Origin of the sequence: Acholeplasma laidlawii (assembly GCF_015709225.1) — a bacterium.
In the GTDB taxonomy this organism is placed as follows: domain Bacteria; phylum Bacillota_I; class Bacilli_A; order Acholeplasmatales; family Acholeplasmataceae; genus Acholeplasma; species Acholeplasma laidlawii_A.
The window spans coordinates 1-16,560 of sequence record NZ_JADNRS010000024.1 but is presented as its reverse complement, the minus strand read 5'-3'; the positions used below and the strand labels follow the sequence as shown (position 1 = coordinate 16,560).

Annotated in this window: 18 protein-coding genes; 13 read left to right on the top strand and 5 right to left on the bottom strand. The window is 31.5% G+C overall.

From position 1 onward, the window contains the following. Positions 1-69 precede the first annotated feature (69 nt). Positions 70-969, top strand: coding sequence for a 16S rRNA (cytosine(1402)-N(4))-methyltransferase RsmH (rsmH, locus tag IY230_RS01915; protein ID WP_196369655.1), 900 nt, complete (start codon positions 70-72; stop codon positions 967-969). Between the two features lie 25 nt (positions 970-994). Here the strand turns inward: rsmH and IY230_RS01910 are convergent, their stop codons facing one another. Further along, on the bottom strand, positions 995-1,423 hold the full coding sequence (locus tag IY230_RS01910) for a Fur family transcriptional regulator (protein ID WP_196369654.1): 429 nt from the start codon (positions 1,421-1,423) through the stop codon (positions 995-997). Further along, positions 1,401-2,186: a lysophospholipid acyltransferase family protein gene (locus tag IY230_RS01905; protein ID WP_196369653.1), complete on the bottom strand. Its 786-nt coding sequence runs from the start codon at positions 2,184-2,186 to the stop codon at positions 1,401-1,403. The genes IY230_RS01910 and IY230_RS01905 overlap by 23 nt, the downstream gene beginning before the upstream one ends. Positions 2,187-2,338: 152 nt before the next feature. Here IY230_RS01905 and nadD point away from each other — a divergent pair, with 152 nt between their 5' ends. From nadD to recD2, 4 genes are read left to right on the top strand one after another with little or no spacing between them, the layout of a single operon-like run. Next, on the top strand, positions 2,339-2,905 hold the full coding sequence (gene nadD / locus IY230_RS01900) for a nicotinate (nicotinamide) nucleotide adenylyltransferase (protein WP_196369652.1): 567 nt from the start codon (positions 2,339-2,341) through the stop codon (positions 2,903-2,905). Further along, entirely contained in the window at positions 2,902-4,752 is a 1,851-nt protein-coding gene (locus tag IY230_RS01895) for an NAD(+) synthase (RefSeq protein ID WP_196369651.1), read from the top strand. The genes nadD and IY230_RS01895 overlap by 4 nt, the downstream gene beginning before the upstream one ends. A gap of 7 nt (positions 4,753-4,759) precedes the next feature. Continuing rightward, positions 4,760-5,887, top strand: coding sequence for a tRNA 2-thiouridine(34) synthase MnmA (gene mnmA / locus IY230_RS01890; protein ID WP_230852573.1), 1,128 nt, complete (start codon positions 4,760-4,762; stop codon positions 5,885-5,887). Continuing rightward, positions 5,887-8,136 carry an SF1B family DNA helicase RecD2 gene (gene recD2 / locus IY230_RS01885; RefSeq protein WP_196369650.1) on the top strand — a complete coding sequence of 750 codons (2,250 nt, stop codon included), beginning with the start codon at positions 5,887-5,889 and terminating at the stop codon, positions 8,134-8,136. The genes mnmA and recD2 overlap by 1 nt, the downstream gene beginning before the upstream one ends. A gap of 56 nt (positions 8,137-8,192) precedes the next feature. Here the strand turns inward: recD2 and IY230_RS01880 are convergent, their stop codons facing one another. Continuing rightward, the gene (locus IY230_RS01880; protein WP_196369649.1) at positions 8,193-8,936 is read right to left on the bottom strand and encodes a carboxylesterase family protein; all 744 of its coding nucleotides are present in this window, start codon (positions 8,934-8,936) and stop codon (positions 8,193-8,195) included. Beyond that, complete coding sequence (locus IY230_RS01875) at positions 8,937-9,743, bottom strand: prephenate dehydratase (protein WP_196369648.1); 807 nt, start codon at positions 9,741-9,743, stop codon at positions 8,937-8,939. Between the two features lie 139 nt (positions 9,744-9,882). On the opposite strand from IY230_RS01875, the gene IY230_RS01870 reads away from it, so the two are divergent. The 7 genes from IY230_RS01870 (at position 9,883) to rlmD (ending at position 15,178) form a co-directional block, all read left to right on the top strand. Beyond that, positions 9,883-11,076, top strand: coding sequence for a DUF896 domain-containing protein (locus IY230_RS01870; protein WP_196369647.1), 1,194 nt, complete (start codon positions 9,883-9,885; stop codon positions 11,074-11,076). Beyond that, on the top strand, positions 11,073-12,059 hold the full coding sequence (locus tag IY230_RS01865; RefSeq protein WP_196369646.1) for a ring-cleaving dioxygenase: 987 nt from the start codon (positions 11,073-11,075) through the stop codon (positions 12,057-12,059). The genes IY230_RS01870 and IY230_RS01865 overlap by 4 nt, the downstream gene beginning before the upstream one ends. A gap of 9 nt (positions 12,060-12,068) precedes the next feature. Beyond that, on the top strand, positions 12,069-12,515 hold the full coding sequence (locus tag IY230_RS01860) for a MarR family winged helix-turn-helix transcriptional regulator (protein WP_196369645.1): 447 nt from the start codon (positions 12,069-12,071) through the stop codon (positions 12,513-12,515). Continuing rightward, positions 12,512-13,105, top strand: coding sequence for an alpha/beta hydrolase (locus IY230_RS01855; protein WP_196369644.1), 594 nt, complete (start codon positions 12,512-12,514; stop codon positions 13,103-13,105). The genes IY230_RS01860 and IY230_RS01855 overlap by 4 nt, the downstream gene beginning before the upstream one ends. A gap of 69 nt (positions 13,106-13,174) precedes the next feature. Further along, entirely contained in the window at positions 13,175-13,624 is a 450-nt protein-coding gene (locus IY230_RS01850) for a hypothetical protein (protein WP_196369643.1), read from the top strand. Beyond that, positions 13,617-14,033, top strand: coding sequence for a bis(5'-nucleosyl)-tetraphosphatase (locus tag IY230_RS01845; RefSeq protein WP_196369642.1), 417 nt, complete (start codon positions 13,617-13,619; stop codon positions 14,031-14,033). Before IY230_RS01850 ends, IY230_RS01845 begins: the two co-directional genes overlap by 8 nt. Beyond that, on the top strand, positions 14,030-15,178 hold the full coding sequence (rlmD, locus tag IY230_RS01840; RefSeq protein ID WP_196369641.1) for a 23S rRNA (uracil(1939)-C(5))-methyltransferase RlmD: 1,149 nt from the start codon (positions 14,030-14,032) through the stop codon (positions 15,176-15,178). The genes IY230_RS01845 and rlmD overlap by 4 nt, the downstream gene beginning before the upstream one ends. Positions 15,179-15,350: 172 nt before the next feature. On the opposite strand, the gene IY230_RS01835 is transcribed toward rlmD, so the two are convergent. Then, positions 15,351-15,527, bottom strand: a complete 177-nt coding sequence (locus IY230_RS01835) for a hypothetical protein (protein WP_196369640.1) — start codon at positions 15,525-15,527, stop codon at positions 15,351-15,353. Positions 15,528-15,811: 284 nt separating this feature from the next. Between IY230_RS01835 and IY230_RS01830 the strand changes: the two genes are divergently transcribed. Then, the coding region (locus IY230_RS01830) for a bacterial Ig-like domain-containing protein (RefSeq protein ID WP_196369639.1) at positions 15,812-16,560 on the top strand (749 nt) is incomplete at its 3' end.

The window sequence follows — 16,560 nt, the reverse complement described above, 5'->3', positions numbered from 1 at the left end:
CTTTATTAAGAAAAAGCACGAGAAGTGCTTTTTTCTTTGATATAATATATACAAGATGAGGTAAGTTATATGAAACATATCAGTGTATTATTAAATGAATCTATAGAAGGTCTAAACATCAAACCAAATGGCATTTATGTAGATGCTACTTTAGGCGGTGGTGGACACTCCCTAGAGATATTAAAAAAACTTGATAAAGGGCACTTATATGCTTTTGATCAAGATACATATGCAATTGGTAAAGCAACCGAAAGATTAAAAGACTTTAACAATAAAACACTTATTCAATCTAATTTTTCTTTTATAAAAGAAAAGTTAAATGAACTGGGCGTACATCAAGTAGATGGTATCATTTTTGATCTTGGCTTATCATCATTTCAAATTGATGATGAAACTAGAGGGTTTTCATACCTAAAAGATTATGATCTAGACATGCGTATGAATAAGGATGCAACCCTTACCGCCAAAGAAATCGTAAACACTTATGAAAGACAAAAACTAGCAGATATCTTTAGAGCGTATGGTGATGAAGAAAATGCCTGGAAAATTGCAGGTATGATTATAGATAGAAGACCCCTGAACACAACTTTAGAGTTGGTTGAGATAACAGATATTGCTAATAAAGGTATGAAAGGACACTCTGCAAAGCGTGTTTTCCAAGCTTTAAGAATCGAAGTTAATAAGGAGTTAGAAGTGCTTGAAAAAGCCTTGAAAAGTGCTTTAGAACTGCTTAATATTGGTGGAAGATTATCTATCATTACCTTCCAATCACTGGAAGATAAAATGGTAAAATCATTTTATAAAACTCACAGTCAAATGGACTATCCTAAAAACATAGATATTAGAACATTCCCAAAACCACCACTAAAAACTATTACAAGAAAGCCAATACTACCTTCAGAAATAGAACTAGAACATAATTCTAGAAGTCGATCTGCTAAATTAAGAATTGCTGAAAAGCAAAGCTAAATAAAAACCTCGAAAAATCGAGGTTTTATTTATGTTTATGCTTAGATGGACTTGCAGAAACTAAGATTCGAATGTATTCAATATCATAGTGTTTAAATACTGGGTGAGATTTAATTGCATCATAGATTTCTGGGTAATCAATTTCTTTAATCGTAGGATTATAATGATCTTCATCTTTAATGACCATATGTAAATGTGAGTCATGATCATGGAATGGATTGTCAAGACCTAGGTCATAGTACTTCACACCATCTAAGTTGATTTCGATAATTAAGTTATTATCTAAGAAAAACTGTAAGTTGTTGTAAAGTGTTGAAATGTTGGTGTATCCTTTTTTTGATAATTCTTCATAAATTTCTTTAAATGTTAAGTGACGATCTTTTAAGACTTCAAGTAAAGCTCTTCTAGCCTTCGTAAAACGTTTATTGGATTCAATCAATTTCTGCGGTTTCATTATAGTTTTCCTCCTTTAAATCTGAATGCTTGTTAAAGTAATCACTCATAATCTGATGGACTTTATTTTTTGTCAGTGTAAGTGTTTGTTGTTTGGTTTCACCATGAATAACTTCAATAGGTTCTAATATATGTAGATGGATTCTAGGCTTTTTCATATAAAGTCTTTGAATAAAATTAGGATTTTTATAGACATAAACAAAAGGTAATATTTTTGCATCAGCATCTGCTGCAAATCTAAATGCACCACTTAAGAATTTTCTAATACCCACATGATATGGCTTAATAGAAGCCTCTGGCATAACAAGTACTGGTGTTTTTTTAGACAGTTCAGTTTTTAATTCATCTAAGAAGTGTACCATAAGTTCCTTAGTTTCAGGTATTGGAATACCACCTGCAACACGTAATATTTTACCTACAAAAGGAAGTCCTAAATTAGATTGAAGCATCGTTACATAAATCTTTCTAGGAAATATTAATGAACCAATCCATATGGCATCAAGTACATGTACATGATTTGATACGAGAATGAATCTTTCCTTTTTAAGATATTTTAAGTTCTTTTTACCCTTAATTCTAAGACCTCTAAAAATAACTCCAAACACATAAAAGACAAGTATTTTAATCAAGAATACGGTAAAAAACGATAAAAACTTAAAAAAAGGATTATGATTAAAGAAATTATAATCTTTAGCTAATTTTACCTTTTTTACGTTTTTAAGTAATTGAAAATCGTGATCTACTTTTTTGTTATTATCCGCCATTGTGAACCATCTTTCTTAATTATAAAAATTATACCATTATTTATATAAATAATCACACATTATGTGAACAAAAAACTAAATCCATAACCAAATAGCACTCTAGATAGTGCTGTTGATGTTATAATACATAGTAGAAACGAAAGGATTTATATATGGTACTTGTCTATGGGGGAAGCTTTAACCCACCAACCATTGCTCATGAAGCAATTATACATAAATTATATGAAGAATTCAAACCTAGAAAAATTTTAATTGTCCCAACAGGCAATTATTTTAGTTGGAAGACAGATCTAATAGACTTTGAACATCGTTTCAAGATGCTTGAACTTATGACCCAAAATCTAGATTATGTCGAAATCAGTAGGCTAGAAGACACTAAAGAATTTTTAGGTTCTTATCATACCTTGAATGAACTTAATAAACAATATGATGATTTATATTTTGTAGTAGGTGCCGACCATATAAAGACATTAGATCAATGGAAAGACTATAAACGCTTGATTCAAAACTATAAATTTATATTAATAACTAGAAATAACTATTCTTTTGACGATAATTTAATTAGTAAACTTGGATTAAAGTATAAAAAGATGATGTTTCAAAGTGATATAAGTAGCTCTGAAATTAGACAAAACCTAAATCAAAATTTAGACAAATTAAAATCAAATGTAAAAACATATATTTTAGAAAATAAACTCTATGAAGAGGTGAAAGTATGACACAACATGGTATATTAAAAGTTGCACTTGCAAGTCCAGAAATCAAATTAGGTAACCCATTACTCAATGTAGAACCTATTTTAAATATACTTAATCATGAATCCTCTGGGTTAGTTTTATTTCCTGAATTATCATTAACTGGTTACACATCAGGAGATTTATTTTTTCAAATAGACTACATAAACAAAACAAATGAAGCATTGCGTAAAATTATGAATGAAACAACATATAAAGGTGTGTACATATTAGGTATGCCTTTAAAAGTGGTGGATGCACTGTTTAATGTCGCAGTAGTTATTCAAAATAAGAAGATACTTGGTGTTATACCTAAGTATCACCTACCAAATTCAAAAGAGTTTAATGAAAAACGCTGGTTCCAATCAGGGTTTAATTATGAACTTGATACGGTAGAAGTACTTGGACAAACTGTCCCATTTGGCGATATGGTCTTTAGAGATGATTTGCTTGATATTGGATTTGGTGTTGAAATATGCCAAGATATGTGGGCGATTGAGACACCAGGAAATCATTTAAGTCTAAGTGGTGCACATCTGATTTTAAACTTATCTGCATCACCTGAAACCATGGGTAAACAGTCTATTAGAAAACACACAGTATTAGATGCTTCAAGAAGACAATTAAGTGGTTATTTATACACTGCCTCTGCATCCTCAGAATCTACAGTGGATGTGGTATTTACACCACACAAGATTGCCGCTAGTTTAGGTAGTTTAATCATAGAATCTAATTTATTAGACCCTAAAGAAGTTTTAAGAGTAGACATGGACATAGAAGCTATTCGCTATCAAAGAAGAATTGACTCTACCTTTAAAGATGAACAAAATGGATATACACAATCAACAACTAAAGTGCATGTAGATTTTTTTTCAGAAAATGACTATATGTTTGAAAGACCATTGAACAAAACACCATTCCTACCTAAAGTAGGTGATAAAGAAAGTTTAATGATCGCCAATCAAATACAAGTTCAAGGTTTAGTTCAAAAAGTAAAACATTTAGGAAATCCTAAGATTATTATCGGTATCTCAGGTGGCTTAGATAGTACACTAGCCTTATTAGTTGCTCATCAAACAATAAAAAAACTAAATGGTGATGTTAAAGATATCATCGGTGTAACTATGCCTAGTCAAGTGACCTCAAAAGGTTCTAAGACTGATGCCATATTACTCATGGAAAAACTAGGTATTACCGCGCTTGAAATTCCAATTGAAGATCAGGTAAAACTTCATCTGGAAAGTTTAAAACATGATGGTAATACAGATATTACCTATGAAAATGCACAAGCTAGAATCCGTACACTCATATTAATGAATCTTGCAAACAAGCACCAAGGTTTTGTTTTAGGTACAGGTGACTTAAGCGAAATCGCACTTGGTTGGATGACCTTTAATGGTGATCATATGAGTATGTATAACGTCAATGCTGGTGTTCCTAAAACACTTGTTCAAGCGCTTGTTAAAATGCACAGTGAACATGACTACCAAGAAATTAGAGATATATTAGAAAGTATTTTAAATCGACCAATCAGCCCAGAATTAAAGGAAAATCAAAAAACTGAGGATGTCATTGGTACATATGAAATTAATGATTTTATGCTGCATCATTTATTAGAAAATGGTGCAAGTGAAGAGAAATTATCTTTCCTAGTTAGACACACATTTGGTCTTTCTGTGGAGGCATCCAATCTTTATGCAAAAAGATTATTAAACAGGTTTTATCAGTCACAGTTTAAACGACAAGTGATGCCTGAGGGACCAAAAGTGTTAAGGATAAGCTTATCACCTAGAGGTGATTTACGCTTACCTTCAGATACAAATAGAAAGTAGTGTTATTTTGAAAAAGAAAGTATTAATTGGACTATCAGGCGGAGTTGACTCTTCAGTTGCCGCTTTGATATTGTTACAACAAGGCTATAATGTAGAAGCGGTATTCATGCGTAATTGGGATTCAGCAACGAATATGGATTTTAGAGGCAACCCAACGTTATATGATGAAACATGTGAGCAAGAAAAAGATTACCAAGATGCATTAAAAGTAGCAAACAAATTAGGTATTAAATTACATAGAGTAGATTTTATTCATGAATACTGGGATCGTGTTTTTTCATATTTCATTGATGAATATGAAAAAAATAGAACACCAAATCCTGACGTATTATGTAATAATGAAATTAAATTTAAAGCATTTATCGATTATAGTGAAAAGTTTAAACCGGACTATATTGCAATGGGTCACTATGCACAAATTGACCACTCAGGTGATGAACCAAAACTGATAAGAGCAGTTGACTCTAATAAAGATCAAACATACTTTTTAAGTCAACTTAAAACAGAACAATTAAGAAATGTCTTATTCCCAATCGGTAATTTACCAAAGAGTGAAGTTAGAAGAATTGCTAGGGAGCATGATCTAGCAACAGCTGATAAAAAAGACTCCACAGGGATTTGTTTTATTGGGGAACGTCATTTTAATGAGTTCTTATTAAACTACCTTCCTGCAAAAGAAGGCGATATGAGACGTTTAGATGGCACGTTTATTAAGCGTCATTTTGGTTTAATGAACTATACAATCGGTCAAAGAAAAGGCTTAGGCATCGGTGGTACAACAGATACAACAGATGCTTGGTTTGTTGTAGGTAAAGACTTAAGTACAAACACACTGTATGTTGAACCAGGTTTTGAACACCCATATTTATATTCAGATGAAGCATTAATTACTGAGGTTAAGTGGCGTGGTGCAAAAAGAGATGGTAAATTTACTGCGAAATTTAGATATCGTCAAGAAGACCAAGATGTTGAAATTAAATGGATTGATGATGAAACGTTTAAAGTTTTTTATCCTCAAAAAATACGAGCAGTAACACCAGGTCAAGTGTGTGCGATTTATCAAGATGAAGTGTGTATTGGATCAGGCTTTATCTCAGTGGTGTATAATGAAGGGGAAAAAAGACTATATAGCTAATGGAAATTAAAGTAAGAGGATTCATAAAATCCTATGTATTTAAAAATGAATCTAATGGCTATACAATTGCTAAACTTGAAACCAATGATAAAGAGTTAATCTCTATTGTTGGTTATTTTCCTTTATTAAGTGAAGAATTAGAATACGAGTTTACTGGAGAAGAAACTATACACCCAAAATTTGGGCGTCAACTCACAGTTAAAAGTTACGAAAGACTAGACAACACTTCAGAATCAGGTTTAGTAAGGTACTTATCTAGCGATAATTTTTCTGGCATTGGACCGGTTACAGCTGAAAAGATAGTCAGCCTATTAGGTACAGATGCCATAGATAAAATTATTACTGATGAAAATGTATTAAGTCCAATCTTAAATCCAATTAAAAGAAACAGGCTTAAAAAAGAATTAATTAGTCACCAATCTGAACAGAGAATTTTTGTTAAACTTTTAGATTTAGGTCTAACTACGCGTATATCTGCTAAATTATTTAGCAATTATGGTAGTCAAACCTTGGAAAAATTAGAAGAAGATCCTTACAGACTTATGTATGAAATTGATGGATTTGGGTTTATAAAATCTAGAGATATCGCAGAAAAATTCGGTATTTTAAAAACGGATATTAGAACTTTAAAAGCTGCTTTAGTATATGCACTTATAACAACATCCAATAATGAGGGTAACCTATACTTATTTGAAGAAGAACTTATGAGTAGAGTATCTAGAGTCATTGATGTGGATGCTGATTTTAAACCAGCGATTGATGAACTCATTAAAGAAAATAAATTAGTATTAGAAGATGATAAGTATTTCTTAAAACAAATCTATAAAGATGAAATTGATATTGCTAAACGTATTAAAGAATTAAAGACATATCCACTAGATCATGTAGATACTGAACTATTAGAATTAATGTTATCTCAAATTTCTATTCAAAAATCTATTGATTATACAGAAAGACAAAGACAAGCCATTATTACAGCTATGCAAAACCCACTAACAGTTATAACTGGTGGACCAGGTACTGGTAAAACCACCTTAATTGATGGATTCTTAGAGTTATATGCTAAATACTTTAAAATCAACTTAAAATCAAAAGATGCAACAAATGAAATTGCACTCATGGCACCAACAGGACGCGCATCTAAGCGTATGAGAGAATTACTTGATTTTCCTGCACGCACAATTCACTCACATTTAGGATTTGATTTTGATCAATCATTTAAGTCCACTAAAGTTCAACCACTGGTTCAAAATCTTATTATCATCGATGAAGCATCGATGATAGATATCTACTTAATGAAAAGACTATTAAATAGTATTATAGATGGTACTAGAGTGGTTATTGTAGGTGACGAAGATCAACTACCAAGTGTTGGTCCAGGTTATGTTTTAGGTGATTTAATTAGCTCTAATGTTGTACCAGTGATAAGGCTGAATGAGATACATAGACAAGCTAAAGATTCTCATATAGTAAAACTAGCATCCTCTATTAACAATCAAAATTTAAGTCAAGAAGATTTAATAAGCCATAATGACGTGACCTTTTATAGTGGCACTGGAGAAGACATTAAAAGAGTTATCATTAATCAAATTGGTGGCGCGATGAAAAAGGGCTATGATTTAATTAATGATATACAAGTTTTAATACCTCAATATAAAGGTGATTTAGGTATTGATACCATGAACTTAGAAATACAAGCTAAGTTTAACCCAAACTATAATCAACCACCATTTATGAAGTTTGGAGATAAGACCTACTATATAGGTGATAAAGTCATTCAACTTCAAAATGATAAAGATAAAGAGATTATGAATGGTGACATTGGTGTAGTTAAGAAGATACTAAAAAACGATAAAAATCAAAAGATTTTACAAGTAGACTTTGATGGATTATTAGTGAATTATGATCAAAATGAACTAGATACCTTAAATTTGGCTTATGTCATATCAATTCACAAGTCACAAGGTTCAGAATATCAAGTTGTATTCTTACCGATTATTAAAAGCTATTTACATATGTTGAAAAAAGAACTCATATATACAGCGATTACACGTGCAAAATCACACCTTCTTATATTAGGAGATTTAAGATTACTTCAATATGCATCAAATCAGCTGGTTGAAAAAAGACATACAATGCTTAAAGAAAGACTGACACATGATGAAGCGTCATTTAACTTATTTGATCAATTAAGTGAAGCAGATGATTTAGATGAAACAAAAGATATAAGTCCTTGGGACTTTATGTAGACTAAATAAAAAAGCCTTAAAGATTACATGTCGTATAATCTTTAAGGCTTTTATGTTTAAAATCTAGGCATTGTTTTCTTTTTAGAGAAAATCCAGTCAATTAGACCAGGTTCTTCATAAGCTTTTCTCCATACACCGTGTCCTGTATCATTAAACTCTGTATACATGACATCTGCACCAATATTGGTAAGTTCTTGGTAACCTGTTTTAAATGGTGTATAATCAACCACAGGATCATCTGAGGAGTGGAATAACCATAATGGGGTACGTTTTAAGCGTTTTACTTGAGATAAGTCCATGGTGCCACAAATAGATAAACAGGCAGCAAATTTACCAGGGAATCTAGTAACGAAGTCGATCGCCCCAGCCCCACCCATAGAAATACCAGAGATGTAAACATACTGGCTATCAACTTTATAACGACGTTCTAATTCTTTATCTAAAAAGTCATTAAATAATGCTTGAACTGGAGATACAGGGTTTGTATCATAGACGTAAGTACCTTGTTTCACATCATCAACTGGTACCCAAGCCTGATCTTCAGGTACTTGAGGCGCAATAATGATCGTTTCTTTACCATATATTGGATGGTCTATAATATAGTTTAATAGTTGTGCGTGGTGTTGAATTTGAAGTAAATTATCATTTCCTCTTTCACCGCTACCGTGTAGGTAAATGAAAACTTTATATTTTCTACGTTTTACTTTAGGTATATAGACACGATAACGTAGTACCTCATCATTGATTTCTTGGTTTTCATATGTTTCAACCGTCATATAACTTGTAAGATTGATTTCCATTTAGTACACTCCTAATATTTTAATATTTAACTGATTATCGGATGTTAGTTTCGTGGTTAACTCAGATAATTGATCAAGTTGTGTATCAATTTCTAAAAAGAAATGATAGGGACTCGTTTTATCAGTTTTTGGTCTTGAAATAATTGAACTCAAATTTATATTTAAGTTTTTAAAATGTTGTAATAAGTTGTAGAGTAATCCAACCTTATCTATTTTAGGTTGGATAGATAATAGTGCCTTAAGTTCTATTTTATGCTTAGGCATGATTTTTCGTTTTTCAATAAAGGCAAATCTCGTATGATTAAGCTCATCATCATGAATATTATGAATGGTAAGTAAGAAGTGCCTATCAATTAAGTGTTTTGGTATAATTGCTGCACTGTTTAATTCATGGTTTAATAGTTTATCTAAACTCTCTGAATTAGAATCTGTAATAATATACTTTACATTAGGTAAGGATTCTAGAAAGTTTAGACATTGGTTTTTTGCTTTAAACTGTACATAGATGGTATCAACTAAATCTAAGGACACCTCATTTGTAACTAAACTAAAGTCTACGGGTAGTTCATTGACATGTGTAATGAAGTAGTCATACTTATAGATTAGATCAAGTGTTCTTTGGATATAACCATCGATTGCATTTTCTATAGGTAACACTAAGTAGTCGGCACCTTCAAGGGCTTTAAAGGCGCTATCAATGCTATGTTCATAACTTACATCAACATCTAAATTAAGTGCTTTAATAAACTTTGTTGCAGAAATACTAGAGAAATTTAAGTTTGAACCTAGTGTAATAAGTTTTGACATAGTTATCTTTTTCCTGATGTGTAGTCGTGAATTTGTGTTAAATCCTTATATATTATACCACAATTTACCTAAAAAAGCATATTGATGGAAATTATTTCGAATTCGAAATATAATGTAACCATGAAATGAGGTAATATATATGAAAATACAAGGAATACATCATATTTCAACAATCGTATGGCACGCACAAGAAAATGTTGATTTCTATGCAGGTGTATTAGGATTAAAATTAATTAAGAGAACATTAAACTTTGATGATCACAATGTGTATCATCTATATTATGGAAACCACAATGCAGATTTAGGTACAGCAATCACATTCTTCCCATGGCCGAATCATTATAAAGAAGGTATGGTCGGAGATGGGCAGGTTGGTGTAACAAGTTACATGGTACCTGTAGGCTCATTAGATTTTTGGAAAAATAGACTTACTCAATTTAACGTAGCATTTGAAGCACATGAAAGATTAGGAAATAAGTTTCTAAGATTTACTGATTCTCATGGTATTAAAAGTGAATTGATTGAAGCAAGTGAAGGTAATCAAAACTTATTTGAGTTTCATGGTGTTACAAAAGATGTAGCAATTAAAGGTTTTTATGGGGCACTTATATATTCGTCAAATTATAAGGGCACGGTAGAACATTTAACAAATGATTTAGGATTAACTGTTGTCAAAGAAGATAATGATTACATCAGACTAGATACAGGTCGCATACTTGGTAGATATGTAGATGTATATAAACATAAAACTGGTCGTTCAAGTATGGGCGCTGGTTCGGTTCACCATATTGCTTTTGGTGTCGAATCATCTGAAATTGAAACTTGGAAAACCAAATTAGAAGCTAAAGGATTTACAATTAATGGCATCAAGGATAGGAAATTTTTTAAATCCCTATATTATAGAGAACCAGGTGGTGTGATTATTGAACTAGCAACATTAACCCCAGGTTTTGAAACAGATAGCGATTATAAAGAAGCACCAGATCTTTATATGCCACCACATTATATGCACTTGAAGGATGAAGTTGAAGCTAAACTCATGCCACTGTTTGTTAAAAACATTGATAGTCTTTATGAGTATCCTTATCAAAACAAGGATGAATACGAACGCTGGAAGGCACATCAAGATTTATTAAATAAAATTAACTATTATGCAAAAGAAGCTAAAGTAAGAACTTTAACAGATAAAGAAATTGAAGAACGACAAGAGCTTAGACATAGATATGTAAAAAGTATTCGAGGCGCAATTCAAAATAATCTACAAAACATTAAGATAGAAGACGAAGATGGGAACTTCCAAGAACTCAAAAGGAAAAAAGGTAACGTACAATGACAAATTTATTAGGTATTCACCATATTACTGCAATTACTAGTAGTGCTCCCAAAATTTATGATTTTTACACAAATGTATTAGGTTTAAGATTAGTAAAGAAAACTGTGAATCAAGATGATATTAACACCTATCACTTATTCTTTGCAGATGATAAAGGAAGTCCTGGTACAGATATTACTTTCTTTGATTTTAAGGGGATTCCTCAAGCGAGACATGGTGTGAATGAAATATCAAGAAGTGGCTTTAGAGTACCTAGTGATGAAGCATTAAATTATTGGATCAAACGATTTGATAAATATGAAGTAAAACATACAGATATCCGTATAGTATTTGGAAGAAAAACAATTTACTTTAATGACTTCGATGGACAACCTTATGCACTATTTTCAGATGAAGGGATTCCAGGTGTTAAGCCTGGTACACCTTGGTTAAAAGGACCAGTACCGAATGAATTTGGTATTTATGGATTAGGACCAGTGTATTTTACGGTAAACCGCTTAGAGTCTATGAAAAACATATTGGAAGGCGTATTTAACATTAAAGAAGTAAAAGTTGAAGGGTCGCTTCACTTATTTGAAATGGGTGAAGGTGGAAATGGTGCATCAGTCATTGTTGAAGAAAGTCTACTTTTACCCCCAGGTACTCAAGGCTATGGTGGTGTACATCACGTAGCGTTTAGAGTAGATACAAGAAAGTCACTTGATGCATGGGCAAATCATTTAACAAAGTTAGGTGCACCACACTCTGGTTATGTTGATCGTTATTACTTTGAATCTGTATATACAAGATTATATCCAGGTATTTTATTTGAACTAGCAACGGATGAACCAGGCTTCATCGACCACGAAGAAACATATGAGATATTAGGTGAAAAGTTAGCTTTACCACCGGCATTTATTAATAAAAGATCATATGTTGAAAGTGTTGTTAAACATTTTGATACTGTACGCAGTACGAAAGTATTTAATAAAGAATATTTATAGGAGAAGGTCATGATAGAAACGGATAATTTAAAGACAATGCGCATTTTATTTAGAGCAGTTCAGTCGGTTGAACAAATTGTAAAAAAAGATGTTAAAAACTATAACTTAACTGTAAATGAATTTGCAGCATTAGAAGCGCTATATCAAAAGGGTAAAGTCTCTGTAAATACGATGTGTCAAATGGTTTTAATACCTAATTCTTCAATGACTTATGTACTCGATAAACTAGAAGAAAAGGGTTATATTACACGTACTCAAGATCCCGATGATAAGCGAACATTTTATGTTGAACTTAGCATAGAGGGTAAAAAGTATGCTGATGAGATCTTACCTAAACACTATAAGGTCATGAATCAAGTGTTTTCAATTCTTTCTAAAGAAGAACAAGAGTTACTTCATCAAGCTTTAAAAAAACTAGGCTATCATGCCATAGATATGGAGGAATTGATTAAATGAAACACATCTTTTTAAATAAGAAAAGCGAATCTACATTTTTAGCACTACATGGTACGGGTGGTGATGAAAATGATTTGGTGCCCCTAGTAAATTACTTAAACCCTACCTTTAATATATTATCACCTAGAGGCAATGTGAATGAACAAGGTATGAACAGATTCTTTAAAAGGCATGGTATAGGTAACTATGATATCAAAAACTTAGAAGATGAGACAACGAATCTAAATGAGTTTATCAGTTTAAGCATAACAAACTATGGACTTGATCAAAGTCAAATGGTTGGGTTGGGATTTTCTAATGGTGCAAATATTTTAGAATCTCTCCTTCAACTATATGGACCTATTTTAAAGAAAGTTGTACTATTAAGCCCAGTCTTTTTACAACCAAATAAACCTTTTAAAGATTTAACGGGTGTGGATATATTTATTGCAACATCAGATAATGATCCTTATGTTAAAAATAAGGAAAATGATAGGCTCGTTGATGCACTAAAAGCTGCACATGCCAATGTCTATGTGAATAAACATCAAGGTGGTCACCAAATAAATCAAGAAATTTTAGAAGATTTAAAGAAATGGTTAACGAAATAAACTTATTAAAGGGCCAAAAAGGCTCTTTTTCGTTTATAATAGTAATAGATTAATAAAGGAAGTATTTAAATGATTATTTACATGCCCAATAAGCGTTTGTGGAAATTTATAGGTATTTTAACACCGTTTAATTTACTATCTATCGTATGTATAGTATTAAGTGTCATGTATGATAATGATCCTTTGCTCACTATCACAACAATATTCATCTTACTAATCATTTTAGTATTTAGCTTAGGCAGTAGAATTATTAGAAAAGATAATGTGATTCTAACCAAAGATAGTATCTCATTTGGTTTAAAGGATAAAGATACAAGCTATCTTAAAATGCTATTTCTACAATTTGAAAAGGATAGTACTCGTTTTGTTGATATCATAAAATATAGTTACGATGAACAACAAAAGTTACTTACATTACATACGAAACAAGGTATTAAAAATATCGAATTAAAACATTTTACATCTAAAGTAGTACTAAAGATTACTACTTATGTAGATGAAAGGATAAATCATGGTTAAAGAAGTATCTGCAGGTGCAGTCGTATATACAAAAGTAGACGATCAATATCTATTTTTAATGATTCAAAATAAAAATGGAAATCATTTTTCATTTCCTAAAGGTCATGTAGAAAAAAATGAATCCATTATGGATACAGCAATAAGAGAAGTGAGTGAAGAAACTGGTATTCTTTACGAAGTTGCTTCAAATAAAATGGAAACTATTACATACTTGATGCCAAATGGTATTTATAAAGATGTTTATTATTTTTTAGGTGAAGCACTAAACCAAAAGATTACTCAACAAGTCTCTGAAGTTTTACATGCTGGTTGGTACAACTATGAACAAGTATTACAATACTTAACATATGACAATGATAAAATAGCCTTTATTAAGCTAACTAAAGAATTGAAAAAGGACATAAAATGAGTAAAGACTATAATGATGATATAGCATTTGAAACACTAGATACTTCATCTTTTGAACAAATGCCTTATAAAGACCAATTAAAACAAAAAGAAAAATACATTAAGTCTCTTTTTAATAAAGAGGTTTTACCAATAGTACCAAATCCAGTACCTAGAGGTTATAGACATAAAGCGGTATTATCTGCAACCAATGTCAATGTCAATAATAACCAACAAATACGGTTAGGTTTATTTATTGAAGGCACTACAAAAATTAAACCTAAACTAGGTCATTTTTTACATGATAAAGACATTGATTTAGTGTTTGAAACCATTGAAAAGTTATTAATTAAATATAAGCATAAAGCTTATGCTAAAAATTATAGACAAGGTATTATTAAGCATGTTATGATTAGAAAATCATTTAAAACGGGTGATTTAATGGTTATCTTTTCTACCCAGTTAAATAATTTTCCAAATCATAAAAAGATTGTAAATGAGCTCATTGCACTACACCCAAATGTAAAAACTATTATTCAAAATATTCATAAAAAAGATACTAAGTTTGTTTTACTAGAAGAACAACGTATTTTGTATGGTAAGGGCTTTATCATCGATAGTATCGCTGATATAAATTTTAAGATATCTGCAAATGCATTCTATCAAATTAACCCGATGCAAATGTTTAATTTATATGATAAAGTATTTGAGTTTGCGAATATTGAAAAAACGGATATAGTCATTGATGCTTATTCAGGAATTGGGACAATCACATTGCTAGCATCTAAGTACGCTAAAAAAGTGTACGGATTAGAAATTAATCCAGCATCTCATAAAGATGCTATCGATAATAAGCGTTTGAATCAAATTACTAACGCAGAATTTATTTTAGGTGATGTGGAGCAAACCATAGAAAATTTTACTGACAAGGTAGATACATTAATTATGGACCCAGCAAGAGATGGTGCAAGTCTTAAATTTATCCAAACTGTATTAAAACTAAAACCTAAAAAAATTGTGTATGTATCATGCAATCCAGATACTCAAGAAAGAGATTATAAGCAATTAAGAAACTTTTATAATCTAACTAAAATATTACCATTTGATATGTTTAGTTACACACCACACGTTGAAAACATCGTATTGCTTTCTCTAAAAACCGCTTAACAAAGCCATTCATACAATAGAACAAGAAGCATTTACCCCTTTAAAACTGGGTTAAATGCTTCTTTTTTACTTTTTGCCCAATGTGGAAACATATCGAAATCAATGTGGAAACATCAAACTATGCTTTAAGCATATATTTTCTTGAGTGTGAGAACATCTATTTCGTAAAAAATTATATCACTACAACCCGATATAACATCTTAGCTAAGCCGTCAGGTGTGTGATATGTTTCCACAATGATTGGTTCAGTTTTTAAGAACTCAAAACGTCGTTCTTTGAACTCATTGTCTGAATAATTCTTGGTTCCAGCAATACAGTATACGATCTCATTTGGACTGACTGATATCATTTTATAGATGAATGTACTTAAAATCTCTGAATCAAGTTCATCGATGACTAAATTCTGAACTCATAGATACTAGAACCAATAAAAAGGTACAAGAGCTTAATATGAAAACATTTGTCGCAAATCTGAGTAAGTCAGAAGATAAAAGTACCACGTTTAAGTTTAATAATGGGGAAGAAATCAAAAGTTAACAAGTATATTCAAGTCCTAATTTTTCAGACAAGAAAGCCCCTTCAATAACTGTTTATCTGTGATATAATTAATATAAGTATATCCGGGAGGGGTTTATGAATATAAATATTAGAAAAATAGGGGCTTTATTGTTGTTATTATTTTCAATTTTTACCCTTGCAGCATGTCAAAACATTACAGAAGAAGTTACTGTCGAATCAATTCAAGTTGAAATTTCAACATTAAAACCTAATTATAATGTTGATGATTTTGACTTATCAACTATCAGTATAAGAGTTACTTTTTCTGATGGAAAATTTCAAATTATACCTATCACAGAATCCATGTTAACGGAAGAGCATCTATCATTACTTTCAAATGTCGGAGAACATCAAATAACAATCACCTATCAGGGGAAATCGACTACGATTAACTTGAATTTACAATACGATTCTTTGAAGACTCAACTCATGACACTCTATACATTATCGACTACATCGGGTAGTTTTAGTGGTACGTATGAAGAATGGTTAGAGACGGTTAGAGGTCCTCAAGGAAATCCGGGACGAGAAGTTTTATTCCAAGTATCGGGTGGTTATATCCAATGGCAATACACTGGAGATTCATCCTGGACAAATTTAGTAGAGCTTACAAGTTTAGTGGGACCTGCTGGACAAGATGGCGTGGATGGTATTAACGGCAAACAAGTAACCTTCCAAGTGAGTGAAGGGTTTATCCAATGGCAATATGCCGGAGACCTAACATGGAATAATTTAATTGATCTCGCCACGATCACTGGAGCCAATGGAACAAATGGAACAGATGGTGTCGATGGAAAAGAAGTATTATTCCAAGTCGCAGATGG

Coding starts and splice junctions, on each gene's coding strand:
- IY230_RS01880 (WP_196369649.1), bottom strand. CDS start 8,936: ATGGAAATCAATCTTACAAGTTATATGACGGTTGAAACATATGAAAAC.
- rsmH (WP_196369655.1), top strand. CDS start 70: ATGAAACATATCAGTGTATTATTAAATGAATCTATAGAAGGTCTAAAC.
- IY230_RS01860 (WP_196369645.1), top strand. CDS start 12,069: ATGATAGAAACGGATAATTTAAAGACAATGCGCATTTTATTTAGAGCA.
- IY230_RS01875 (WP_196369648.1), bottom strand. CDS start 9,743: ATGTCAAAACTTATTACACTAGGTTCAAACTTAAATTTCTCTAGTATT.
- IY230_RS01850 (WP_196369643.1), top strand. CDS start 13,175: ATGATTATTTACATGCCCAATAAGCGTTTGTGGAAATTTATAGGTATT.
- IY230_RS01895 (WP_196369651.1), top strand. CDS start 2,902: ATGACACAACATGGTATATTAAAAGTTGCACTTGCAAGTCCAGAAATC.
- IY230_RS01865 (WP_196369646.1), top strand. CDS start 11,073: ATGACAAATTTATTAGGTATTCACCATATTACTGCAATTACTAGTAGT.
- rlmD (WP_196369641.1), top strand. CDS start 14,030: ATGAGTAAAGACTATAATGATGATATAGCATTTGAAACACTAGATACT.
- nadD (WP_196369652.1), top strand. CDS start 2,339: ATGGTACTTGTCTATGGGGGAAGCTTTAACCCACCAACCATTGCTCAT.
- IY230_RS01855 (WP_196369644.1), top strand. CDS start 12,512: ATGAAACACATCTTTTTAAATAAGAAAAGCGAATCTACATTTTTAGCA.
- IY230_RS01910 (WP_196369654.1), bottom strand. CDS start 1,423: ATGAAACCGCAGAAATTGATTGAATCCAATAAACGTTTTACGAAGGCT.
- IY230_RS01870 (WP_196369647.1), top strand. CDS start 9,883: ATGAAAATACAAGGAATACATCATATTTCAACAATCGTATGGCACGCA.
- IY230_RS01845 (WP_196369642.1), top strand. CDS start 13,617: ATGGTTAAAGAAGTATCTGCAGGTGCAGTCGTATATACAAAAGTAGAC.
- IY230_RS01905 (WP_196369653.1), bottom strand. CDS start 2,186: ATGGCGGATAATAACAAAAAAGTAGATCACGATTTTCAATTACTTAAA.
- IY230_RS01835 (WP_196369640.1), bottom strand. CDS start 15,527: ATGATATCAGTCAGTCCAAATGAGATCGTATACTGTATTGCTGGAACC.
- recD2 (WP_196369650.1), top strand. CDS start 5,887: ATGGAAATTAAAGTAAGAGGATTCATAAAATCCTATGTATTTAAAAAT.